The organism is Enterococcus sp. DIV0008, from assembly GCF_050542615.1.
GTDB classification, from domain to species: domain Bacteria; phylum Bacillota; class Bacilli; order Lactobacillales; family Enterococcaceae; genus Enterococcus_D; species Enterococcus_D innesii.
Genome location: NZ_CP172937.1, coordinates 1,367,707 through 1,390,065, shown reverse-complemented (window position 1 = coordinate 1,390,065; position 22,359 = coordinate 1,367,707). Strand labels below are relative to the sequence as shown.

Here is a 22,359-nt window from a genome sequence, read left to right as displayed (position 1 = left end):
AAGAAGGTTTTCTATGGTCACGATCAAAGATATCGCCAAAGTCGCTGGTGTTTCACATACAACTGTTTCTCGTGCGTTAAACGATAGCCCATTAATTAAGCCAGAAACAAAAAAGAAGATCGCAGCCATCGCTGAATCTTTACACTATGTGCCCAATGTCAATGCCAAAAGTCTGGTGAATCAAAAATCCTATATCATTGGTCTTTATTTTTCCCATCTATCCATTGGTACTTCCGATAGCTTTTTAGTCGAAGTGATCAAAGGAATCAGTGATACCCTACCATCCGAATATACTTTAGCGGTTCATGAATTATTGCAATCCGATACATTTGATGAAGAGCCGAATCGTTTAGATGGAGCGATCGTGATGAGTCAAAGTGATCGGGATGACGGCTTTATTGCTGCTCTTTCAAAGAAAAACATTCCCATCGTCGTTTTGAATCGTCAATTGCAGGATGCAACCTTGATGAATGTCACTAGTAATGATGCCCAAGGGGTCTATCAAATGATCACCTATGTGCTTGAACAAGGCTTTCGAAAGATCGCCATGATTGAAGGGATCGCTTCCTTTGGTTCCGCTAGAGAGCGTCGTAAAGGATTTATGAAAGCGATTCAAGAAAAGCAGCTTGTCTGCCCGAAAGAATACTTCGTAGCTGGCGACTACTCTTTGGAAAGTGGTCAGCTGGGTGCCCAGCAACTACTCGCTTTACCTGAACCACCTGAAGTGATTTTTTGCGCCAATGATGATATGGCGATCGGTGCGATCAATGCCTGTCATCAAGCAGGACGAAAGATCCCAGAGGAGATCGGTATCATCGGTTTTGATGATAGTTCTTTTTCTCCCTATACGTATCCCCCATTAACAACGATCCGCAAACCAGTTTATGAAATGAGTCAATTGGCAGCAACTCTGCTGTTGCAAGCATTTGCCAATCAAGTAGTTGAGAAACAACATTTCTTTGATACCTCGTTAATCATTCGTCAATCGCTGTAAGCCTCTTGTTTTCAAGAGAGCTTACGCAAAAATGTTAACGTGTGCATAACTATTTTTTAAGGAGGATTCTATGAAAAAAATTACCGAACAAACCCATCAAACTTATCCAGCCCGAGTAATTCAATTCGGGGAAGGCAATTTTATGCGGGGCTTTTTTAACTGGCAGCTGCAGCAAATGAACAAGCAAGGTCTTTTTAACGGCAGTGCCGTTGTGGTACAGCCGATCGATCACGGCTTGAAAGAGCTGTTGGCACAACAAGAAAATCTCTACACCGTTATCTTAGAAGGACTTGTCGATGGCGCTTTATCTCAAACATTTGAAGTCGTCTCCACTATCGATCAAGTGCTGAATCCTTATCAGCAATGGGAAGACTATCTTGCTTTAGCCGAAGATGAGCAACTCGAGATCATCGTTTCTAATACGACGGAAGCAGGTATTGCGTTTCACCCAGAGGATACCTTGCACGATACCCCTCCCCACAGTTTCCCTGCAAAACTGACCGCTCTTTTGTATCGTCGTTTTCAACGACAAAAACCGGGATTTTTGATCATTCCTTGCGAATTGATCGATCGGAATGGGGAAAAATTAAAAGAGATCGTCTTACAATATGCCGCATTATGGTCTTTGGAGTCAGACTTCGTCAACTGGTTAGAAAAAGAAAACACCTTCTGCTGTAGCTTAGTCGATCGGATCGTTCCAGGATATCCTCGCGACAAAGTGGCACAATACCAAGAGATTCTTGGCTATGAGGATGCCGTAATGGTCACTGCAGAACCCTTTATGTTATGGGTGATCGAAGGAAGCGGCGTAGCTGAAAAGCTCCCCTTGCAAGAAGCTGGGTTGAATGTGATCGTGACAGAAGATATGACCCCTTACCGTGAACAAAAAGTACATTTATTAAATGGCCCTCATACGGCGATGGTTCCACTCGGTCTTTTAGCGGGTTTAGAAACCGTTGAAGAAGTAATGAACGACCGTGATTTTGCAGCCTTTTTGGATGGTCTTTTTCAGGAAGAGTTGATTCCAATGCTTGATTTGCCTAAAGCGCAGCTTACAGCTTATGCGGAACAAATCAAAGAGCGCTTCAGAAATCCTTATGTGAAGCATCAGCTGCAATCGATCGCTTTAAACAGTGTTTCAAAATTCCATGCGCGTCTTCAACCAGTCTTAAGTCGTTATGTCCAACAAAACCAGCAGGTACCAAAACGAATCACTGCCGCATTGGCAGGGTTGCTGACTTTCTATCTCACACGACCCTTTCAAGATGATGAGCTAGTGACAACCATATTTCAGCAAGTGAAACAATTACCAGCAGAAGAACAGATCGCCGCTCTATTAAAAAATGAGCAACTTTGGCATGCAGACCTGAGCTTTATGACAGAGACGATCAATGAAATGTGCGCTTGTCTAAAACAAGACGGACCACGCCAGTTACTTGCGTCGATTGACAGCCCTGAGCCAAGTTTGAAATAAAGGAGAATCTTTATGTCCACCACATTAACAGAAACGCCCGCACAACTATTGAAATTGCACCCTAAAGACAATGTCGCAGTCGCATTAAAACCACTAGCTGCTAATACGACCCTTGCATTTGAAGGCCAAACGATCACCCTTTTTGAGGATATTCCGCAAGGACACAAAATCGCCCTCAAAGATCTAGCACAATCACAAGACGTGATCAAATACGGCTATCCCATTGGACATCTCTTAGCTGACGTTAAAACCGGCCAATGGTTGCATACCCACAATGTCAAAACCAACCTTTCTGGTACCTTAGCATACACCTATGCCCCCGATTTGCATCCTGTCCGTTATCCAAAAAGGGCTGCGACGTTCCAAGGGTACCGTCGAGCAAACGGCAAAGTTGGAATTCGTAATGATTTACTGATCGTGCCAACAGTTGGTTGTATCAATGGCATCGCAGAGATCATTGTTGAAAACTTCAAGAAGAATCATCCAGATCTTGGCACGTTTGATCATATTACGATCCTTAAACATCCCTACGGCTGCTCTCAGTTAGGCCAAGATCATCAAAACACTCGTCAAATTTTAATTGATGCGGTGCATCATCCAAATGCCGGTGGCGTCTTGGTCTTTGGCTTAGGTTGTGAGAACAACACCGTTTCCGAGTTTAAGAAAAACCTGGGTGACTACGATCCAAAGCGCGTCAAATTTATGGTGGCACAGGAAAGCGACGATGAAATTGCGGTCGGCGAAAGCTTATTAGAAGAATTACTGGAAGCAGCAAAAGAAGATCAACGAGAAGCCGTTCCCTTGAGTGAGCTAAAGATCGGGTTGAAATGTGGGGGTTCCGACGGGTTTTCTGGGATCACCGCCAACCCTTTGTTGGGGGCATTTTCTGACTTTTTAGTTTCTCAAGGTGGCAGTACGGTCTTGACGGAAGTACCCGAAATGTTTGGCGCTGAACAAGTCTTGATGGCGCGTGCACAAGATGAAGCAACCTTTGAAAAAATCCTCCATCTAATCAACGACTTTAAAGATTATTTTCTTGCTTACGGTGAACCAGTCTATGAAAATCCTTCTCCTGGCAATAAGGCAGGCGGCATCACTACGCTAGAAGATAAGTCATTAGGCTGTACCCAAAAATCTGGGACTTCCGCTGTCGTCGATGTCTTAAAATATGGGGAAAAACTCCGTAAGCCAGGCTTGAGCCTGCTGGAAGGTCCAGGAAACGACCTTGTTGCCGCTTCTGCACTGGCTTCTGCCGATTGCCAACTCGTCTTATTTACCACGGGTCGCGGCACGCCATTTGGTGCCTATGTGCCGACCATGAAAGTTGCCACGAATCAAGAGATTTACCATAAGAAACCCCACTGGATGGATTTCAACGCCGGTCGCTTGTTGGAAGAGCCGATGGAGGTCGTGCTGGAAGATTTTATTCAAGCGATCATCGAAACTGCCAGTGGAAAACCGACGCGTAATGAAGCCAACAACGTTCGCGAGATCGCCATCTTTAAAAATGGCGTGACACTATAATCAAAGAAAAGAGGTTCGACATGTTTTTAAATGAAAACTACTTATTGCCAAATGAAATTGCTCAAACCCTTTACCATGAATATGCCAAAGAACTGCCGATCATTGATTACCACTGCCACCTAGACCCGAAAGAAATCTATGAGGATCGGCCCTTTAAAACTATCACCGAGGCATGGCTAAGTGGTGATCATTACAAATGGCGCTTGATGCGCGCTTGTGGCGTACCAGAAGAAGCGATCACCGGCAATGCCAGTGATTATGAAAAATTTTTGGCATGGTGTCAAACAGTGCCAAAATTGGTGGGAAATCCCCTTTACAGTTGGACCCATTTAGAATTAAAACGATTTTTTGCGATCGATCTTCCCGTTACTGAAGAAAATGCCGAAACCTTGTGGACGCTATGCAACGAAAAATTGCTGCAAAAAGACTTTACTCGAAGAGCTTTGATTGCTCGCAGTAAAGCCGAGATCGTTTGCACCACAGATGATCCAGTCGATGATCTTCACTATCATCACCAATTAAGCCAAACAGAACAACGTTTTCGGGTCTTGCCGACCTTTCGACCTGACAAAGCGTTACAAATCGACCATCCGAATTTTCTTGCCTATGTTACCAAACTCGAAAAGAGTGTCGAAAACGCGATCACTACCTATGATGCTTTCTTGAGAGCCTTGCGGGACCGTGTAACCTACTTTCACCAACATCACTGCCGCTTGTCTGACCATGCGCTGGATACTTTAGTGTATTTTACAGACGAACAGTTATCCCTTGAAGCAATATTTGCCAAAGCATTAGCTGGGGAATCTTTGGAGGAAAACGAAGTCTCGTTCTTCAAAACCAATGTTCTAGTTGAACTGATGAAGCTGTATCACGAACATGGTTGGACGATGCAACTGCATGTCCATGCGTACCGTAACTGCAATCAACGAATGTTTGAGCGCTTGGGACCAGATACGGGCTACGATGGCATCAATGATCAACCACTGACTCAAAGCTTGCAGAAATTATTGAACGCTGCTGATGCGCAGGACCATTTGCCTCAAACGATTCTCTACTCCTTAAATCCCAATGACTATGATGCACTCGTCGCTTTGATGGGGTGCTTCCAGCAAGAAGGCAATAATAAATTGCAGTTAGGATCTGGCTGGTGGTATAACGACACCCGCGCAGGCATGCGTCACCAATTGACGAAATTCGCAGACGGCAGTGTGATCTTTAACTTTGTCGGCATGCTGACGGATTCAAGAAGCTTTCTGTCTTACACCCGTCATGAATATTTCCGACGCGTCTTTTGTGAATGGCTTGCTGAGATCGTTGTACGTGGTGAAGCACCTGCTGATCTTCGTCAGCTAAAACCATTAGTAGAAAATGTTTGTTATCAAAATGCCAATAACTACTTCAAATTTTAGGAGAAAGACAATGGAAAAAATCGTCATCGTCGGTGATTCCACCGCATCGATCAAAGAGCCTAGCGCTCGTCCAGAAACGGGCTGGGGTGAAAAGATCTCACGCTATCTCCCCCAGCATCAAATCGTCAACTTGGCAAAAAATGGGCGTTCCTCCAAAAGCTTCATTGAAGAAGGACGCTTGTTGCAGGCAAAAAAAGAACTACATGCTGGTGATTATCTCTTGATTCAATTTGGACACAACGATCAAAAAACAGATAGTCGTGGTACGACACCTGTAGAATATCAGCATAATTTAGCAACCTTCGTGCAAACGGCACGCCAGCAGCAAGCGACACCGATCCTATTGACCTCGATCACTCGTTTGCATTACGTGGACCAACAACAACTTGATCCTTCGGCAGTCGGTCCTTACCCAGAAGCAATGCGTGCTTTGGCTACCTCCTTGGATGTGGTCTGTCTGGATCTTTTTGCCGCAACACAACGGTTCTTTTCAGCACTGGAACCACAACAGGCGAAAACCTATTTTCTTCATTTAGAAAAAAACCAGCACCCCAATTATCCAGCCGGCATTACGGATAACACGCATTTGAATGACCAAGGTGCTACAGCCGTCGCCAAATTAGTTGCCAAATGTTTGTCAAATGCTCCATTACCACTTGCACAACAAGTTCTTTTAGATTGAAACTCATTGCTCGTGTTGAATCTTCCCTTAACATAAATACGCTACCTGATTTTAAAAAGAGCAACTCAAGCAAAACGCTGCGAAGAGCATTTCCCTTCACAGCGTTTTGCTTTTCCTTCTTTTTAAAAGATTTGTTTGCAGTTCCTTTGCTTCAACCCATTAATCGCCAAGCTACCTTTTAAAGCCCTACATTTTTTGGGTGTTGTACCATAAAAATGGGAACGATTGCAATCGTCCCCATCCTTACTATTGATTGTTTTATTCAGGTTGTTTCCCGATATACGCCAAGATACCGCCGTCTACATATAAGACATGGCCATTGACAAAGTTGGATGCCTCAGAAGCTAAGAAAACCGTTGGTCCTGCTAAATCTTCTGGCTCACCCCAACGGGCAGCAGGTGTTTTCGCTACGATAAATTGATCAAATGGGTGACGAGAACCGTCTGGTTGGATCTCTCGTAATGATGCGGTTTGCGGTGTTGCAATATAACCAGGTCCGATCCCATTACATTGAATGTTAGCTGAACCAAATTCAGCACAAATGTTTTTCGTCAACATTTTCAAGCCGCCTTTAGCCGCTGCATAACCAGCCACTGTTTCTCTTCCCAATTCACTCATCATTGAGCAAATGTTGATGATTTTTCCATGTCCTTTTTTGATCATTGACGGTAAGACTGCTTTTGAAACGATAAATGGAGCGTTCAAGTCCACGTCAACGACTTGACGGAAGTCTTCAGCAGACATCTCCAACATCGGGATTCGTTTGATGATCCCAGCATTATTGACTAAGATATCGATCACGCCAACTTCTTCTTCGATCTGCTTGACCATTTCGTTGACTGCTTTTTCATCCGTTACATCACAGACATAGCCGTGGGCTTCAATCCCTGCTTCACGATAGTTTGCTAATCCTTTATCCACTGATTCTTGATCCAAGTTGTTAAAAACGATCGTTGCTCCTGCTGCTGCTAGTGAACGAGCGATCGTAAAACCGATCCCATAGACAGCGCCTGTCACTAATGCGATCTTACCATCTAAACGAAATTGATCCATTGAAAAATCCATAATTGATAAACCCTCTTTCTTTTTATTTTAAGTCGTCCATTGCCACCATATCCATGTCGGTATAGGTGATATTTTCGCCACACATTGCCCAGATAAAGGAGTAGTTACTGGTTCCAACACCCGAATGGATCGACCAGCTTGGAGAAATAACGGCTTGTTCTTCACTAACGACTAAATGCTTCGTTTCATCTGGTTTACCCATCATATGGAACACTTTTGTGTCTTCATTAGCAAAATCAAAATACACATATGCTTCCATCCGACGTTCATGGGTATGACTTGGCATCGTATTCCAAGCGCTGCCTGGTTCTAAGATCGTGTACCCCATTTGTAATTGACAGCTTTCACAAACATTTGGGTGAATGTATTGATAAATTTTCCGTTCATTTAAGGTCAAGCCCTCGCCTGTCTCCATTGGTGTGACTTGATCGATACTGATTTTTACATTTGGGTATTTCTTATGTGCTGGCACGCAAGATAGATAGAATTTCGCTGGATTTGCTGGATCATCTGAGTGGAACAAGACTTGTTTGGTTTCCTTGCCGATATAGTAGCCGTCTTGTTTTTTCATTGGTTCTTTTTGGCCATCGATCGTGATCGCACCGGGTCCTCCAATATTGATGACGCCTAATTCACGGCGTTCTAAGAAGTACTCCACCCCTAGTTCACTGCTTAATTGCACTTCTAACGCTTTTTCTGTCGGTGTCACTCCGCCAAAGATCATCCGATCATTGTGGGTATAGGTCAGCATGATTTGTCCCGGTGTGAAAATTTTCTCTACCAAAAATTCTCTGCGTAATTCTTCGGTACTATAGTGACGAATATCAAGTGGACTATGGGTATAGCGTGTTTCGATGTGTTGCATGTTTAACTTCCTCCTATCGGATAATTTTTCCTGAACCTGTTGCAATAAATTCTTGTATCTCATTGGCGCTAAACTGATTACAGTCGCCATGGATCGTATGCTTCAAGGCAGATGCGGCAGTTGCAAAATCAATGATTTCTTGGTCTTGTTTCTTCGTGACAAGACCATGTAGGATACCAGCTGAAAAGGCATCGCCTCCTCCAACGCGATCAACGATTGGATTGATCTCATGGGTTGCAGAAACGACATAATTGCCGTTGTGCCATAGGCTTCCTGTCAATTGATTGTGACTTGCTGAGAGCACCTGACGACTAGTTGAATAAAAGAGCTGGATATTTGGGTATTTCCGATGCATTTCTTGATAATAGTAGTCATCTTCGACTTCTTCTGTTGCAGCAGGTACATCCATAAAGACTTGGGCATCTAACTGTCCTGCTGAGCAATAATCGACATAGGGGAGCACTTCTTGCAAAAAGACGCGCGCTTCAGCGGTCGTCCACAGCTTTCCACGATAATTGATATCGAAACTGATTTTACAACCAGCTGCTTTCGCTTCTTTGATCAACGTCAGTAAAAGCGTCTGCCAAGTCGTTGAAAGAGCGGGCGTGATCCCTGAAAGGTGAACAATGTCAACCCCATCAAAAAGGTCAGACTGCCACTCATTTTCCTTCATTTGAGCAAAGCTAGAGCCTGCGCGATCATAAACCACTCGCGCTGCTCGTTCCCCGATACCGGTTTCAATATAGTAAGTACCTAGTCGGGAACCGCCACGAAGCACGTGGCGACAATCGACGCCATAGCTTCGTAAATGCTGAAAAACGGCATCTCCTAAAGCATTTTCCGGCACTTTACTAGCAAAAGAAACGCGATGACCAAAATTCGCCAAGGAGATCGCAACATTGGCTTCCCCACCGCCATAATGGGCAGCAAACCTCGAACTATGGGCAATTCGGTCGCCTAACGTTGTCGATAGACGCAACATGATTTCTCCTAGTGTCAGAATGTTTGCCATCTTACTTTCCTCGAATCTCTTTTAATTTTGCCGCATATTGTTTCGCTACTTCTGTTACTTTGTCAAAATCCCCACTTGCTGCTGGTGCTAACAAATTCCCCCCTACACCAACGGCTACGACACCCGCTGCAAACCATTCTTGCATGTTGTCTAAGCTGACACCACCAGTCGGCATAATGTTTAATTGCGGCAATGGCGCTTTGAAGGCCGAGATGATACTTGGGCCATACGCACTACCCGGGAATAGTTTAATGATATCTGCGCCTGCTTTTAAGGCGTCCTTCATTTCTGAAATGGTCATGCAACCAGGCAGATAAGGAATTTGATATAAATTACATAATTCAGCCGTTTCTTGATCAAAAGTTGGGCTGACAACATATTCTGCTCCTGCCATAATCGCTAAGCGGGCGGTAACTGCATCAAGAACGGTCCCAGCACCAACGACTACCGCTGGATTCTCTTTGAAGGTTGCTACCAATTCAGCGATTACATCCGCCGCTTGAGGCACTGTAAAAGTCAACTCAATGCCGGTGATCCCCCCTGCAACGATCGCTTTACTTGCTTGTAGTGCTTCTTCTTTTGAAGCGCCACGCACAACAGCGATCACGCCGCTTTCTTTTAGTTTCATTAAATTCGCTACTTTTTTCATTGAGGCCCTCCATTTATTTCCTATTTGGAAAACGGTATTTATTATAAAGAAACTTACACGTTTATTATACCGTTCTCTTTTTTATTTGCAAGGGCTTTCCATTAAAAAGTTTATAATGCTTGTTCAATTTGTTGTTTTGTCGCAATAATCGCATCGATCAATGTCATTTTGTATTCTGGGGTCAAGCGGTATTTCGGTAGGCTGATAGAAAACGCCCCAACGATCTCCTGATCTTTTATCAGTGAGGCGCCGATGCAATAGATTTCTTGTTCCATTTCTTCATCATCAAACGCTACTTGGTTTTCTTTTGCTTGCTCCAATTCTTTCTTCAACTTCAACTGGTTCGTAATGGTGTTTTCCGTATAAGCGGTTAAAGGCGTTGCTGCCAAGTACTCCTCTACTTGAGGGGCATCAAACTCCGCTAAAACGGCTTTCCCCATGGCAGAGCTATACAACGGTCTTGTGATCCCTACTTTTGAAGACATGCGGATCGTTTGATTCTGAGGCTCCAATTTATTGACATAAAGAATCTCATTGGCAGTCAAGACCCCTAAGTGGATCGTTTCATCCGCCGTTTTCTGCAATGCTTCCAAGTATGGCAAGCTGATTTCCACTAAATCAAGCTCTTGAATGTTTTGATTGGCATACTTGATCAGTTTAGACCCTAAGCGATAATTCTTCTCTTTGTCGCGTTTGACATAGCCGATCATTTGCAGCGTTTCCAATATTTTCAAAGCTGTGGATGGGGTCAGTTTCGTTGCTTCTGAAATTTCTTGCAATGGTTTACTGGGCGCTTCTGCGAGATAATCTAAAATGGTTGCTGCTTTTAGTAGTACGGTTCCATATGGTTTTTGTGTCATCATTTCTCCACCTTTATTTTCTATATAAGAAATTATAATATCTTTTTAGGAAATGCACAATCTTTTTTCCTATATATCAGCAAGACGCGATTCCTATTTTACTTTCTGTCGTTATTCATTGTATGATGAAGACAAGACAAAGGAGTGCCGAACAATGGACTTAAATGTATTGATCAAAGGAAAAAAATTGACTGACAATGAGCTGCAAATTCTTGATTATTTGCTTGCAAATACCGCTGCGATCGATGGACTGCCCTTAAGAGAAATCGCTAAAGCGATCTACACTTCCCCCGCAACCATCGTGCGGCTTGCGCAAAAATTAGGTTTTTCTGGCTATCTAGAGCTACTTTACTTCTTAAAGAATCGCTTGAAAAATCAGACGATCACTGAAGCCGCCATCGATTACCAAATTGACGCTGCCAGTATTGCAGATACGATCGATGCGATCAAAGAAATCTATGGACGAAACAAGGACAAGTTTATTACGATTTATGCAACAGGTTTTTCTGGGATCGTGGCAGAATACCTCCACAAAAAAATGCTGGTCAACGGCATCAAAACCTTATTAGTCAGTGCTTCTGACTCAGGTGGGATCATTAGTAACAACATCGAGAACATCAGTATGCTGATCACCATCTCTAAATCTGGCGAAACACAAAAAGTACTGGAGAAGATGGCATTAGCCAATGAACATCACATACCAACTGTTTTGTTTTGCGGGAACGGTGATCATCGCGCCAATCAACTAGCGACCTTTTCCTTTGAAGTGACCGATGAACGTCCCTACGACACCCAAAACATCCAGTACACTAGCTTCTTTGGTAAACTGCTCTTATTGATGGAATATATCGTCGACGCTTTTACCCATGTTGAAAAAGAAAACCAGCAACCTTAGTGGATTGCTGGTTTTGGCTTATGCTTGAAAATAGGTTTTTGCCAGTTCTTGATAGAGCGCTTGGTTCTGCGGATCAGGAACAAATTTTTCATCTGGCTGATCTTGCCGCACAACAGAGCTTTTGTATAAATCATACAAGCCGAATATCGGTTCGTTTTCATCGGAAAGATAACAGGTCAGCCCCAACACATCCGCGGTCATTTGACCTAAAAGTTTTGTTTGAAAGAAACCACCACTTACAGTGACTGCCCCTTCCAACTGCGCCATTTGCTTTAATAAATCGATGTTCATCAGCATGCCTTCGATGACTGCCCGCAACATGTCTGAGCGATTGTGTTTCAGGGTCAAGCCAGAAAAGCCGCCTGTGATCTCATTTGTCCAAAAAGGTGCCCGCTCCCCGTTTAAATAGGGAAAAAAACGTAAGCCGTTGCTGCCGATCGGTGATTCCTCCATGACTTGCGGCAGATAATGATAAAACCCATCAGGATCTTCTGATAAGGTCTCTTTTGCCCAAGCAAGGACACAGCCACCATTGTTTGAAGGTGCCCCTACGACATAGAGGTCATCTTGCAGATAGTAGCAAAAATTTTGTTTTTGGCGATCAAAGACGGTGGTCTCACTTACTTTACGAACCGCCGCACTGGTTCCGATCGTCAAGCTGTTGCGGATCCCTGTAGAAATATAGCCAGCATATGCTGCTAAACACCCATCACTAGCCCCACACATCACTTCTACCTCAGGCTTCAAGCCACACCGCTGCGCCATCTCCTCGGTAATCAAAAAACGATCAGTCGGTGCACATAAAGGCGCTAATTGGGCTTTTGAAAGGGATAAATAATTGAGAATTTTTTGACTCCATTGCTTTTCTTTCAAAGAAAAAAGACCGGTCGCTGATGCGGTACTATAATCGATCCGTGCTTGTCCGGTAAACAACGCCATTGCTAGTTCTTTTAAGCCAAACCATTTCGTCTCTTTGGAATATGAACCATTTGTTTGGAAATAAGCCAGTTTCGCAAAGGGAGACATCGCATGGATCGGTGTCCCTGTCTCTTCATAAAACGTTGCCGCCAGATCCGTTTGACGAAAGGCCGTCATCGTTTGACTCGCTTGATTGTCTGACCAAATGTAAATCTCTTCTGCTGTCTCACCAGCCACTGGCATCAAACTGTGCATGGCGGTACTGAACCCGATCACTGTGATTGCCGCTTTTAATTGAGCGGGAATCGTTGTGACACCACTGATCAATTGGCTACTGATCTGGGTTGCTGATTGGGTCTGTTTTAACCCGTGGCTATGGGTTTTGATTGGTAATGACTGTGAGTAAATGATTTTCCGATCTTCAATGACCCCAAATTTTATGGCTGTTGTGCCGATATCAATCCCTAAAAACATCGCATTGCTCCCTCTCATCTGATTCAATTAGCTTTATTCTACCATAGTTAGTGGCATATTCTAGCATACCTGTCTGATCGTTTTGTTGAGAAGACGTTTCGTAGTGATTTTCTTCAGAGAATTATCCTTCCACAGCAAAAATAAAAAAAGAAAGATTCTTGGAGAATCTTCCTCTTTCCAGTTAGCCAATCAGCAAATGTTTCGCAAATGTGAAACAAATCAAGACAATCCTGGCCAGTAATCACCATTTTCCGAGACCAAATCATCGAGTAACTCTTTGGCTACTTTTGCGCTAGGAATCGTTTTGGAAAGGCTTAACGCTTGCCACATTTTTTGATAGCTCTTTTCCACATATGCTTCGACCACTAATTTTTCCACAGTCACCTGCTGGAACATGAGGGCTTGTTGGAAGGCAGGAATTTTTCCTTGAGCAAGAGCTTCTGGTCCATCAGAACCGACGATACATGGCACTTCCACCATGGCATCATCCGGGAAGTTCGCAATCGCGCCGTTGTTTTCCACAATCATCACCATTCGCTCATGCGTATTAAAAGCGATGGCGCGTGCCAAATCAACGATAAAGGTTGCATGGGCATCAATCTCAAAAGCGATCCCTTCAGCAGATCCTTGGGCAGTGATCTTTTTGGCATGATCGAACACTCGTTTTTCCCGTCCTTCCATCACTTCATTGGAACGCGTATACTCTGGATGTTCTTTCATGTGGTCGTAGACGTAATCTGGGTATAAATAATATTTCAAGTACGTATTTGGCAGATATTCTGGTGTGAGCGCCAGGAGGTCTTTGGCTTTTTTGTGGGTGTCTTGCCAACTTGGGTCTGTATGTTGGGTATCCACTTCGATCTGTGTCAAATAGCCGTGTTCTGCAACGTAGTCCCGAATGGTTTGAATGTACTCCGTGCCTTCTTTGTCTTTGACGCTGGTCCACCAGCCAAAATGATTCAAGCCAAAGTAGCGAACTTCTAACTCTTCTGGCTGCTTGCCAATGATTTGCGACATCCGACGCAACGTGCCCACGGGCATGTCACAGATATTCAGAACTTTTGATTTAGGACGCAAGACTCGACATGCTTCAGCTACGATTGCAGCTGGATTGGAATAATTCAGCATCCAACAATCGGGGGAATACTTTTCCATGTAATCAATGATCTCCAGCATACCAGTGATGCTGCGCATCCCATAAGCGATCCCTCCTGGTCCACAGGTTTCTTGGCCAAAGACGCCATGACGCAAGGGGACTTTTTCATCTTTTTCCCGCATATCATACTTTCCTACTCGGATATGCGCCATACAGAAATCGACATCGCTGAAGGCTTCTTCAGGATCCGTCGTAAACGAAAATTCGATTTGCGGTGCTTGTTCTTTTAATAAGATCGCTAGGGCTTCACCGAGGATCGCTTGGCGTGCTTCATCATTGTCGTATAGTTTCAGCTTTCTTAAAGGAAAGCGTTCTTGATTGTCAAGCAGCATCATAACGATTCCCGGGGTAAAGGTACTGCCGCCCCCTGCGATCACTACTGAAAAATTTTTCATCATTCAATCTCTCCTTCTCTTCCAAGATAGTTTTCTAATTCTTCCCGCACTTTCGGCACGGTCAACCCGTAAACGACATGGACATTTTCACCATTTTTGATCACGCCTTTGGCTTGTGTTTCGTCTTTTAGCAGCGCTTCATCCACGAGTTCAGGATCCTTTAGTTTTAAACGTAAGCGGGTATAGCAGTTGTCAATGGTTTTGATATTGTCATCGCCACCTAGCGCTTTGGTGATGATTGCTGAGATACTTGTTTCACTAGTTGGATTAGTGGCGGCTTGATCACTCGCCATGACCCCGACACCTGCTCCAGCAAGTTGTTTTTCTTTGTACTCTTTCTTCGAATACAGTTTGGTCTCTGTTCCATCTTCTTCACGCCCGACCGTTTTCAAGTTCAGTTTCGTGATCAAAAAGCGGAACAAGAAGTAATAAAGAAAGAAGAAGACGACCCCGACGATCAAGTATACCGGCCAGCGAGTCTTCTCGATCCCTAAGGGCAAGTTGTACAAAAGAAAGTCGATGAAGCCATTCGGTCCGATGGCACGAGAACCAAAGAGATTTAACGCCACCATACTCAAGCCGCTAAGGGCAGAATGAATGACGAACAAAACAGGTGCCACGAACATAAAAGAAAATTCGATTGGTTCAGTCACACCTGCAATAAAGGAAGTAACGACAGCTGGAATCAAAATGGCTTTGACTTTGACTTTATTTTCTGGTTTTGCCGTTTGATACATCGCCAAACAAGCACCGATCAGTCCAAACATTTTTGAGATCCCACGAGCGTCCCAAATGACACTTTGCGATAATACGCGGACTGCTGGGTCAGCAATTTCCGCAAAATAAATATTCCGTGCCCCTTCAAAGACTTGACCGCCAACTTCTGCGACACCGCCTAATGAAGTATACAAAAACGGCGTATAGATCAAGTGATGCAAGCCAGTTGGAATCAATAAGCGTTCCAACATCCCGTACAAGAAGATGCCAAAGTTGCCCGTTTGTTGAATGATGCCGCCTAAACCGTCGATACCAGTTTGTATTACTGGCCATATAAACGTGGAAACGATGGCTAATAACACGACGACCGGAATCAAGACAATAAAGACGAAGCGCGCGCCGCCATAAACTTGAAAGGCATTGTTAAAGGTCGTATCGATAAAACGATTATGGATCAATGCTACGACGATCCCTAAAATGATACCCAGAAAGACCCCCATGTCCAACACTTGGATTCCTAAAACGATCGCTTGTCCTGAACCTTGAAGGGCATCGGCTGGAACCAACATCCCCCGAAGCTCCATGAATTTGTTCATGGCATTTAAGAAGACGAAATAACCTAACAACGCGGTAAATCCCGCTTCAGCCTTTTTCTTATTGGCTAACCCTAAAGCGATCCCAACACAAAAAATAATGCCTAAATTGGTTAAAATCGGTAATAAGGAAGCGGATAAGATACTACCAAAACCGGTGGTTATCGGATTATCCAAAAAGGGAAACTGCTCAAGCAAGCGGACATTCGTAAACACATTCCCAACGGCAATCAATATCCCTGCGATCGGCAAAATCAAAACGGGCACAAACATTGCCTTGGAGAATTTCTGCATCGCATCCATCACTTTTTCTTTCATTGAGGAAACTCCTTTGTAGTTGATTTGTAGGTTCATTATAGGAAACATTTGTTACTAATAGAATAGCAAACGTTTTCAATTCAATGCGTTTCAAAGATTGGAATGTGTTTCATCCTGTTTCCTTCCTTGCTAGTGGCGATTACCAGCAACAAAAAAAGAGTGAATCAAGATTGATCCACTCTTTTTAGATGCAACACTTTTTGATAGAAATACAAGGGCCCAGACAGACAAAACAGATAGAAGATACCTGGTGCTGATTGCCATGTGAAGAAATAGCCGATCGCTGCTAGGACTAAGATTCCGATCCCTTTATGGTAGTGCATCATCGTAAAGAAAAAACTACTACGAAAAAGGTCAAACAGTTTTTGCCGATCTTGCATTTTTGATTGCATCACATACAGGTTGATGTTGTAGGACAACAAAAAAGTAAGAAAAATGATGGTCAAAAAAGAGAAAAACAATGAATTCGTCAAAGCAGCAGAACGCCACAAGCTGAGTCCGCATAATAATGAGAAGAGATTGAAGACCCCTAGTGGCAGGGTCTTCAATAACGCACTTTTGCTATTTTTCAAAAAAGGGCTTAGCAGTTTTGCTTCAGGATGTTCGTAAGCATCGACCACCGCTCGCATAGCTGCTGGAAACGTGACGATCGGAAACGATACCACCAAAAACAAGAGATTCAATACCAGCATACGAAAAACGATTTCGCAAAGACGATAAAAACGACTCTCTAAAGCAAACATCACACACACACCTTTATTTTAATTTTTCAATATTTTCAGCGATTTTCTCATTTCGATAATCAACGATTGCTGACCAACCATTGTTTTCTCGTTCTTGTAAGTAATCTTCCCAAATCTGACGTCCCGCTTCTTCCGAGTCTGCCTGAATAAAGCTGACCAACGCTTGCACTCTTGCTGTGTTGATGGAAGTGAGATTTCTTGCTTCAGAACCGGTGCGAGGATCAATGTCTTCGATCTCAAAACGCGGCGCCAATTTGTCTTGCGACCATTCCACCATCTGCCGAATCGATGTTGCTGGTTTTTGTCCCATTTGAATGGCGTAATTGTCATTGCCAACGAACCAATAAGAACCTAAACCAATTTCCTTGTCAAAACGAGCTATGTCCGAATTTCTTAAGGCTTCTGTTTCTTCTGAGTATTCAACCACGCCATCTACGAGATTGTATGTTTCCCCTTCGATACCAAAGGTAGTGACCATCGTGCCATACTCACTTGCTAAATAGGTCAAAAGTTCCATGGCTTTTTGGGGTTCTTTTGTCGACGTCGTGATAAAGGTTTGTGTCCATCCACCAATATTTCCGCCAGTAAAAGTGGAATCATCGCCATTCGAATTTTTTGGACCATCGACGGCAATATAAGTTTGCTCAGGATTACGGGCATTATTATCAGACATAAACTCATTGAGTCCCTTCGTATTCGTATGCAGGTAAGCAAAATATCGCCCTTGTCCTAGTTTTTCTTTCATCGTGTTGTCATTGTCTGAAAACTGGTCGTTGGTGATGTATCCTTCATTGTACGCTTTTCTAAAAGTCTCGATCCACGTGATATACTCCTCATCAGCATCTCGATCATTAAATTGCCCATCAACACTTGGTGCAATGCTTAGAAAATCTTGCAAAGTACCACCATAGGCGCCATCCCCGCCATTGGAAATATCTAGTGCAGTCGAAGCAAATGGGACTAGAGCTGCACCATCATCTGCCGTCGGAAATGCTTCTTTTGCCTGTTTTAATGCATCTAAAAATCCTTCTGGCGTCGACATATCGGGTTCCCCTAATGCTTCATAAATATCTTTGCGGACAATGAAAACTTGGTCTCCTACTACATTACCGTCCTCATAATCTTGTGCAGTCGTGGAAAAGCTTGGGTATCCATAAATGTTGCCATCTTCTAAAGTAAACCATTGAACAGATTCCGGCTTCGCTGCATGTTCTAAGAAGTAAGGGTCATATTTTTCTGCCAAAAGATTTAATGGCAAGGCAAATTTTGTCGCTTCATTTGCAGCAGACAGGTTTTTATCGAAGGTCATGATATCTGGAAGATCGCCACCAGCTAGCATCGTATTAAGGTTCTCGTCATTTCCTGAAATAAATTCGACATTGATATTCATATCTTCTTTGATTTTTCGCGTCACAGTATCTTTGCCCCAACCCGGCTGAGCATACCAATCAAAATTGACATACCATTTCAAAGTAGCTTCATGGTCGGTGTCCTTTTGCCAGCTAGGCGTGTCTTTATCTGCTTCAAAGCGGGCTTCTGGCAGATCTTCTACGACGGCGGCCCCTTTGGACTCATTATTGGAATTGCCGCAGGCTCCTAATACTATGGTTGACGTAAGTGCGAGACCGATCCCTAAAAATAATTTGCTTGCTTTCATTTTTTTCTCTCCTTTTGTCTATTCTTTTACTGATCCAAGAGTCATCCCTTGAATAAAGTACTTTTGTAAAAATGGATAGATCACGACGACAGGAACCGTCGTGACGACCATGGTTGCTAATTGCAATGACTGTGAAGTCGTATTTCTGACCACATTGGTTCCGGTCGCCACTGCGGGCGATAGATTTTCCGAAACGATCCGAAATAGCAGCATTTGTAAAGGATATAAGCTGCGATCATCAACGTAGATATTAGCCGTCATATAATCGTTCCACTGAAAGACCCCGTGAAATAATGCGATGGTTGCCAAAACTGGAAGGGACAATGGCAAAATGATTTTCACGAAAATAATAAAAGGATTGGCGCCATCCATCATGGCAGATTCTTCCAGCGAAAATGGAATGCTCCGGAAAAAATTCATCAGAATCACCATGTCGTAAAAAGAAAATAAGACAGGTATGATGTAGACCCAAAAATTATTTAACAAGCCCAGTTCCTTAAATAAGAGAAATGTGGGTATCATCCCTCCAGAAACGAACATCGTTAAAATCCCCATGTTCATATAAATTTTCCGTCCCATTAGGTTTCTACGACTCATCCCGTAGGCGACCATTGCCGTCAGTGCCGTATGCAACACAACACCAATCACAGTTTTTGCAACTGAGATGACAAAGGCTTTATAGATCGCAGAATCTTCAAAAACGGTGTAGTAACTTTCTAGTGAAAATTTCCGGGGCCAAAAGTAGATCCCCCCTCTTGCGGCATCGGTCGCATCATTGAAAGATAACGCGACGATATTCCACAAAGGCAAAGCAATGATGGCTAAAAAGAACACCATAAAAATCACATTGGCAACATTGAATATTTTCTCATCTTTTGAAAATGTTTGCTTCATACTTTCCCTCCTCTAAAAAACTGATTCATCACTGATTTTTTTGGTCAAAAGATGACTTCCTACCACGAGGATCAAAGAAACAACCGACACAAACAGGCCAACGGCGGTCGCATAGGAGAAGTCTCCTTGTTGTATCCCCATTTTATAGACGAATGAATTAATGACTTCACTGGACTGATAATTGACAGGATTTTGTAAGACGAGTGTTTGATCAAGGTTTGAACCCAATAACCCACCAACGGATAAAACAAACGTCAATGCGATAATATGGCGGATCGAAGGGATCGTGATCCGCGTGATCTGCTGAAATTTCGTGGCACCATCCATTCTCGCTGCTTCATAAAGAGCTGGATTGATCCCTGTCATAGCAGCAATGTATAAAATCGTATTCCAGCCAACTTCTTTCCAAATATCGGAAATGACTGCGATGGCCCAATATTTTTCTGGGTCAGTCAAGAAACGGATCGGTTCATCGATCACCCCAACACCTAGCAACAAATTATTGACCAATCCCGTATCAGATAACCACGTAATAAACATGCCACCTAAGATGACCCAAGACAGAAAATGGGGCAAATAAGAGACCGTTTGAACGACCTTCTTTAAACGAACATGAACGATTTCATTGATCAATACCGCTAAGCCAATCGCCGCTGGAAAACCAATCAGCAGTTTAAAAAAGCTGATGCCTAGTGTATTACTCATCACCGTCCAAAACATTGAATCACTAAAAAACTCTTGAAAATACTGGGTACCGACCCACTCCGCATTTGCGATCGAATCAAGAACCGAGTAATCTTTAAACGCGATGACGATCCCATATAGTGGGATAAAATTAAAAATGATCATCAAGAGAATACCTGGCCAAACCATCGCTTGATAAAAGCTTTGGCTTTTTAGTTTTTGCAAAAATGACCTTTTCTGTGGGGTTGCTTTTAGCATGACACCTTTTGATTCCATTTTTCCACCCTTTCTAAAACGCTTACTTTTTCACCCAAAGGAAATACATGCTTTCCTTTATTGGTTCATCAATTGATAGACCGCACCAATCATACCAGCATCATTTTTTAATTTTGCTCGTTGAATCGGTGCAATCGTGCGACCTTCTAAATAACCAATACTTTCATGGCGAGCTTTTAGCTGGCTCATGGTCTCTTCAAGCCTTGTCATGAAACCATCATTTTCACTGACCCCACCACCAACCAAAATCAGCTCGGGATCAAATGTACTGATCAAATTCAGTAAGCCCACTGATAAATCTTGGAAGAACTGTGAAATCACTTGATTCGCTACTACTTCTCCTTGTTCTCCTCGCTGGAAAATCTCGATTGCATCTTTGGGCAGATCACTTCGCCCTAGTTGCTGAAGTGCCAGTTGGTATTGATGGCAAAGCCCTCCCACGATGGCAGCTCGTTGGTTCAAGGAAACTGACTCTAGATTTCCCTGTTCAGGCAATGAGTCGATCAGCATCCACCCAAATTCCCCCGCCATACCATGGCTGCCGCGATAGAGCCGATTGTTGACGATGATCCCGCCCCCAATGCCTGTTCCCACAACGAGACAAAGATAGTTTTCACAGGTCTGTGCGTGCCCCAACCATTTTTCAGCAATCGCCGCCGCATTGGCATCATTTTCAACAATGACCGGCAGCTTAACACGTCCCTCTAATTCTAGCTTCAAGTTGATTCCATACAGGGATTTGATTGATCCTGCCGTGATCATCGTGCCATCTTTTTGGATAATGCCTGGTGCGCTAATACCGACACCTTCGATCACTGCATCTTGCTGCAGCGATTTGATCAATACTTCGATAGACTGCAAAAAATTTTCTTTTTCATGAATCGTTGGCATCTGTCCTTTCTTTACAATTTCACCAGTTCTCAAGATCACACCATATTTGATAGCCGTTCCTCCAACATCAATTCCAATAAACATCGCTTCACCCTCATTATTCATTTACTTGTTTTGTCGATTGATTAATACTCAATTCTCCTGGTAAAACGTAGGAGATACCAAATGCGTTTTCCTCAATCAATTCTACTAAATGTTTTACTGCCGTGATCCCTTGCTGTTGGATCGGATTTTTCACTGTGGTCAAGCGAGGAGTAAAATAGTCTAAAAGATCAATACCATCAAAACCAATCACGCTGAAATCATCAGGCACCCGCCACTTGGTTTCGTGGATCGCCTTGACTGTTCCGATCGCACTAAGATCATTCCCTGCCAAAAATGCTGTGGGCAAGTCTTTTTGCTCTAACAAAAACTGCTGCACGCTGGCTCTCGTCCGTTCTTCTTCAAAGAATCCCTGCAATTGATAATCCGAGCGCCAAGAGATGCCGGCTTCTTTTAATGCTTCGCAATACCCTCTTAAGCGTTCATCACTGTCATAAACACCAGCAATCCCACTGATAAAAACGATTTTTTTATGTCCTAGTGACAAGAGATACTTAGTAGCAGCTTTTCCTTTTTCGAAGGAATCAAATACCACACTACCAAAGTTCTTCTCTTGAATGTTTCGATCGATAAAGACGGCTTTGATTTGTTCTCTTTCCATCGCTGCCAAATCCTGCTCTGTTAAAAAATCTTCAAATCCAATAATGCCATCAACCATCCCCCCTAAAATACTATTGAAAACCACTCGTTTATCCGTGGATAAGAAGACGTTGACTGCATACCCATGCGTTTCTGCCTCTCTGGCAATCGCTTCAACTAATACGCTAAAGTAAGGTCCTTTAATGCTAGTGGTGTAAAAACCAAGCATCTTGGTTTTTGTGTTTTTCAATTGTTTGCCCATTAAATTGGGGACATAATGCAAACGTTGCGCGGCAGCCAGCACTCGTTCTTTCGTTGCTGGTCGAACAACATTGACACCGTTCAGTGCTTTAGAAACAGTCGCAATGGATACGTTTGCCTCCTTTGCCACTTCCCGAATCGTGATTCGATTTGTCAAATGATTCTCCCCTCCTGAACGATTTCTCTCAAAAATAAAAACGTTTTTATTTTGCTAAAAAAATCAACGACCACTCTAAGATTGGTCATCCGATAAACCAACTATATATAAAAAC

20 protein-coding genes are annotated in these 22,359 nt (G+C 43.3%); 6 read left to right on the top strand and 14 right to left on the bottom strand.

Going from position 1 to position 22,359, the window contains the following annotated elements:
* Positions 1 to 13: 13 nt before the first annotated feature.
* From IGI84_RS06660 to IGI84_RS06640, 5 genes are all read left to right on the top strand, one after another.
* Positions 14 to 994 carry a LacI family DNA-binding transcriptional regulator gene (locus IGI84_RS06660; protein ID WP_005229927.1) on the top strand — a complete coding sequence of 327 codons (981 nt, stop codon included), beginning with the start codon at positions 14 to 16 and terminating at the stop codon, positions 992 to 994.
* Positions 995 to 1,064: 70 nt separating this feature from the next.
* On the top strand, positions 1,065 to 2,468 hold the full coding sequence (locus IGI84_RS06655) for a tagaturonate reductase (RefSeq protein ID WP_081118509.1): 1,404 nt from the start codon (positions 1,065 to 1,067) through the stop codon (positions 2,466 to 2,468).
* 12 nt (positions 2,469 to 2,480) lie between these two features.
* Positions 2,481 to 3,992, top strand: a complete 1,512-nt coding sequence (locus IGI84_RS06650) for a UxaA family hydrolase (RefSeq protein WP_200125032.1) — start codon at positions 2,481 to 2,483, stop codon at positions 3,990 to 3,992.
* Between the two features lie 20 nt (positions 3,993 to 4,012).
* Entirely contained in the window at positions 4,013 to 5,401 is a 1,389-nt protein-coding gene (gene uxaC, locus IGI84_RS06645; protein ID WP_200125034.1) for a glucuronate isomerase, read from the top strand.
* 10 nt (positions 5,402 to 5,411) lie between these two features.
* Positions 5,412 to 6,083, top strand: a complete 672-nt coding sequence (locus IGI84_RS06640; RefSeq protein WP_081118506.1) for a rhamnogalacturonan acetylesterase — start codon at positions 5,412 to 5,414, stop codon at positions 6,081 to 6,083.
* Between the two features lie 258 nt (positions 6,084 to 6,341).
* On the opposite strand, the gene IGI84_RS06635 is transcribed toward IGI84_RS06640, so the two are convergent.
* From IGI84_RS06635 to IGI84_RS06615, 5 genes are all read right to left on the bottom strand, one after another.
* Positions 6,342 to 7,148, bottom strand: a complete 807-nt coding sequence (locus IGI84_RS06635) for a gluconate 5-dehydrogenase (protein ID WP_430600932.1) — start codon at positions 7,146 to 7,148, stop codon at positions 6,342 to 6,344.
* Between the two features lie 22 nt (positions 7,149 to 7,170).
* Positions 7,171 to 8,013, bottom strand: a complete 843-nt coding sequence (kduI, locus tag IGI84_RS06630; RefSeq protein WP_430600931.1) for a 5-dehydro-4-deoxy-D-glucuronate isomerase — start codon at positions 8,011 to 8,013, stop codon at positions 7,171 to 7,173.
* 13 nt (positions 8,014 to 8,026) lie between these two features.
* Positions 8,027 to 9,025 (bottom strand): sugar kinase, encoded by a 999-nt coding sequence (locus IGI84_RS06625; protein WP_081118503.1) that lies wholly within the window; start codon positions 9,023 to 9,025, stop codon positions 8,027 to 8,029.
* Between the two features lies 1 nt (position 9,026).
* Positions 9,027 to 9,674 (bottom strand): bifunctional 4-hydroxy-2-oxoglutarate aldolase/2-dehydro-3-deoxy-phosphogluconate aldolase, encoded by a 648-nt coding sequence (locus IGI84_RS06620; protein WP_081118502.1) that lies wholly within the window; start codon positions 9,672 to 9,674, stop codon positions 9,027 to 9,029.
* Positions 9,675 to 9,784: 110 nt separating this feature from the next.
* Entirely contained in the window at positions 9,785 to 10,537 is a 753-nt protein-coding gene (locus tag IGI84_RS06615; protein WP_081118501.1) for an IclR family transcriptional regulator, read from the bottom strand.
* 151 nt (positions 10,538 to 10,688) lie between these two features.
* Here IGI84_RS06615 and IGI84_RS06610 point away from each other — a divergent pair, with 151 nt between their 5' ends.
* The gene (locus IGI84_RS06610) at positions 10,689 to 11,429 is read left to right on the top strand and encodes a MurR/RpiR family transcriptional regulator (RefSeq protein WP_060792114.1); all 741 of its coding nucleotides are present in this window, start codon (positions 10,689 to 10,691) and stop codon (positions 11,427 to 11,429) included.
* An 18-nt stretch (positions 11,430 to 11,447) separates the two neighbouring features.
* Here IGI84_RS06610 and IGI84_RS06605 read toward each other — a convergent pair whose 3' ends face one another.
* The 9 genes from IGI84_RS06605 to IGI84_RS06565 all read right to left on the bottom strand — a co-directional run bounded on the left by IGI84_RS06605 (position 11,448) and on the right by IGI84_RS06565 (position 22,244).
* Positions 11,448 to 12,821, bottom strand: coding sequence for a gluconokinase (locus IGI84_RS06605; protein WP_233618937.1), 1,374 nt, complete (start codon positions 12,819 to 12,821; stop codon positions 11,448 to 11,450).
* Between the two features lie 219 nt (positions 12,822 to 13,040).
* Positions 13,041 to 14,372 (bottom strand): 6-phospho-alpha-glucosidase, encoded by a 1,332-nt coding sequence (locus tag IGI84_RS06600; protein WP_077453863.1) that lies wholly within the window; start codon positions 14,370 to 14,372, stop codon positions 13,041 to 13,043.
* Positions 14,372 to 16,000 (bottom strand): PTS transporter subunit EIIC, encoded by a 1,629-nt coding sequence (locus tag IGI84_RS06595; RefSeq protein WP_081118500.1) that lies wholly within the window; start codon positions 15,998 to 16,000, stop codon positions 14,372 to 14,374. Before IGI84_RS06595 ends, IGI84_RS06600 begins: the two co-directional genes overlap by 1 nt.
* Before the next feature lie 164 nt (positions 16,001 to 16,164).
* Positions 16,165 to 16,743: a hypothetical protein gene (locus IGI84_RS06590; protein WP_081118499.1), complete on the bottom strand. Its 579-nt coding sequence runs from the start codon at positions 16,741 to 16,743 to the stop codon at positions 16,165 to 16,167.
* Between the two features lie 13 nt (positions 16,744 to 16,756).
* Positions 16,757 to 18,400 (bottom strand): ABC transporter, encoded by a 1,644-nt coding sequence (locus tag IGI84_RS06585; protein WP_081118498.1) that lies wholly within the window; start codon positions 18,398 to 18,400, stop codon positions 16,757 to 16,759.
* An 18-nt stretch (positions 18,401 to 18,418) separates the two neighbouring features.
* Positions 18,419 to 19,294, bottom strand: coding sequence for a carbohydrate ABC transporter permease (locus IGI84_RS06580; RefSeq protein WP_077453844.1), 876 nt, complete (start codon positions 19,292 to 19,294; stop codon positions 18,419 to 18,421).
* 12 nt (positions 19,295 to 19,306) lie between these two features.
* Complete coding sequence (locus IGI84_RS06575; protein ID WP_081118497.1) at positions 19,307 to 20,254, bottom strand: ABC transporter permease; 948 nt, start codon at positions 20,252 to 20,254, stop codon at positions 19,307 to 19,309.
* Between the two features lie 57 nt (positions 20,255 to 20,311).
* Complete coding sequence (locus IGI84_RS06570) at positions 20,312 to 21,229, bottom strand: ROK family protein (protein ID WP_232845359.1); 918 nt, start codon at positions 21,227 to 21,229, stop codon at positions 20,312 to 20,314.
* A 13-nt stretch (positions 21,230 to 21,242) separates the two neighbouring features.
* The gene (locus IGI84_RS06565; RefSeq protein ID WP_200125038.1) at positions 21,243 to 22,244 is read right to left on the bottom strand and encodes a LacI family DNA-binding transcriptional regulator; all 1,002 of its coding nucleotides are present in this window, start codon (positions 22,242 to 22,244) and stop codon (positions 21,243 to 21,245) included.
* Positions 22,245 to 22,359: the final 115 nt, after the last annotated feature.

Coding starts and splice junctions, on each gene's coding strand:
- IGI84_RS06595 (WP_081118500.1), bottom strand. CDS start 16,000: ATGAAAGAAAAAGTGATGGATGCGATGCAGAAATTCTCCAAGGCAATG.
- IGI84_RS06655 (WP_081118509.1), top strand. CDS start 1,065: ATGAAAAAAATTACCGAACAAACCCATCAAACTTATCCAGCCCGAGTA.
- IGI84_RS06580 (WP_077453844.1), bottom strand. CDS start 19,294: ATGAAGCAAACATTTTCAAAAGATGAGAAAATATTCAATGTTGCCAAT.
- IGI84_RS06620 (WP_081118502.1), bottom strand. CDS start 9,674: ATGAAAAAAGTAGCGAATTTAATGAAACTAAAAGAAAGCGGCGTGATC.
- IGI84_RS06615 (WP_081118501.1), bottom strand. CDS start 10,537: ATGATGACACAAAAACCATATGGAACCGTACTACTAAAAGCAGCAACC.
- IGI84_RS06660 (WP_005229927.1), top strand. CDS start 14: ATGGTCACGATCAAAGATATCGCCAAAGTCGCTGGTGTTTCACATACA.
- IGI84_RS06585 (WP_081118498.1), bottom strand. CDS start 18,400: ATGAAAGCAAGCAAATTATTTTTAGGGATCGGTCTCGCACTTACGTCA.
- IGI84_RS06590 (WP_081118499.1), bottom strand. CDS start 16,743: ATGTTTGCTTTAGAGAGTCGTTTTTATCGTCTTTGCGAAATCGTTTTT.
- IGI84_RS06575 (WP_081118497.1), bottom strand. CDS start 20,254: ATGGAATCAAAAGGTGTCATGCTAAAAGCAACCCCACAGAAAAGGTCA.
- IGI84_RS06610 (WP_060792114.1), top strand. CDS start 10,689: ATGGACTTAAATGTATTGATCAAAGGAAAAAAATTGACTGACAATGAG.
- IGI84_RS06635 (WP_430600932.1), bottom strand. CDS start 7,148: ATGGATTTTTCAATGGATCAATTTCGTTTAGATGGTAAGATCGCATTA.
- IGI84_RS06625 (WP_081118503.1), bottom strand. CDS start 9,025: ATGGCAAACATTCTGACACTAGGAGAAATCATGTTGCGTCTATCGACA.
- IGI84_RS06605 (WP_233618937.1), bottom strand. CDS start 12,821: ATGTTTTTAGGGATTGATATCGGCACAACAGCCATAAAATTTGGGGTC.
- IGI84_RS06640 (WP_081118506.1), top strand. CDS start 5,412: ATGGAAAAAATCGTCATCGTCGGTGATTCCACCGCATCGATCAAAGAG.
- uxaC (WP_200125034.1), top strand. CDS start 4,013: ATGTTTTTAAATGAAAACTACTTATTGCCAAATGAAATTGCTCAAACC.
- IGI84_RS06570 (WP_232845359.1), bottom strand. CDS start 21,229: ATGTTTATTGGAATTGATGTTGGAGGAACGGCTATCAAATATGGTGTG.
- IGI84_RS06600 (WP_077453863.1), bottom strand. CDS start 14,372: ATGAAAAATTTTTCAGTAGTGATCGCAGGGGGCGGCAGTACCTTTACC.
- kduI (WP_430600931.1), bottom strand. CDS start 8,013: ATGCAACACATCGAAACACGCTATACCCATAGTCCACTTGATATTCGT.
- IGI84_RS06650 (WP_200125032.1), top strand. CDS start 2,481: ATGTCCACCACATTAACAGAAACGCCCGCACAACTATTGAAATTGCAC.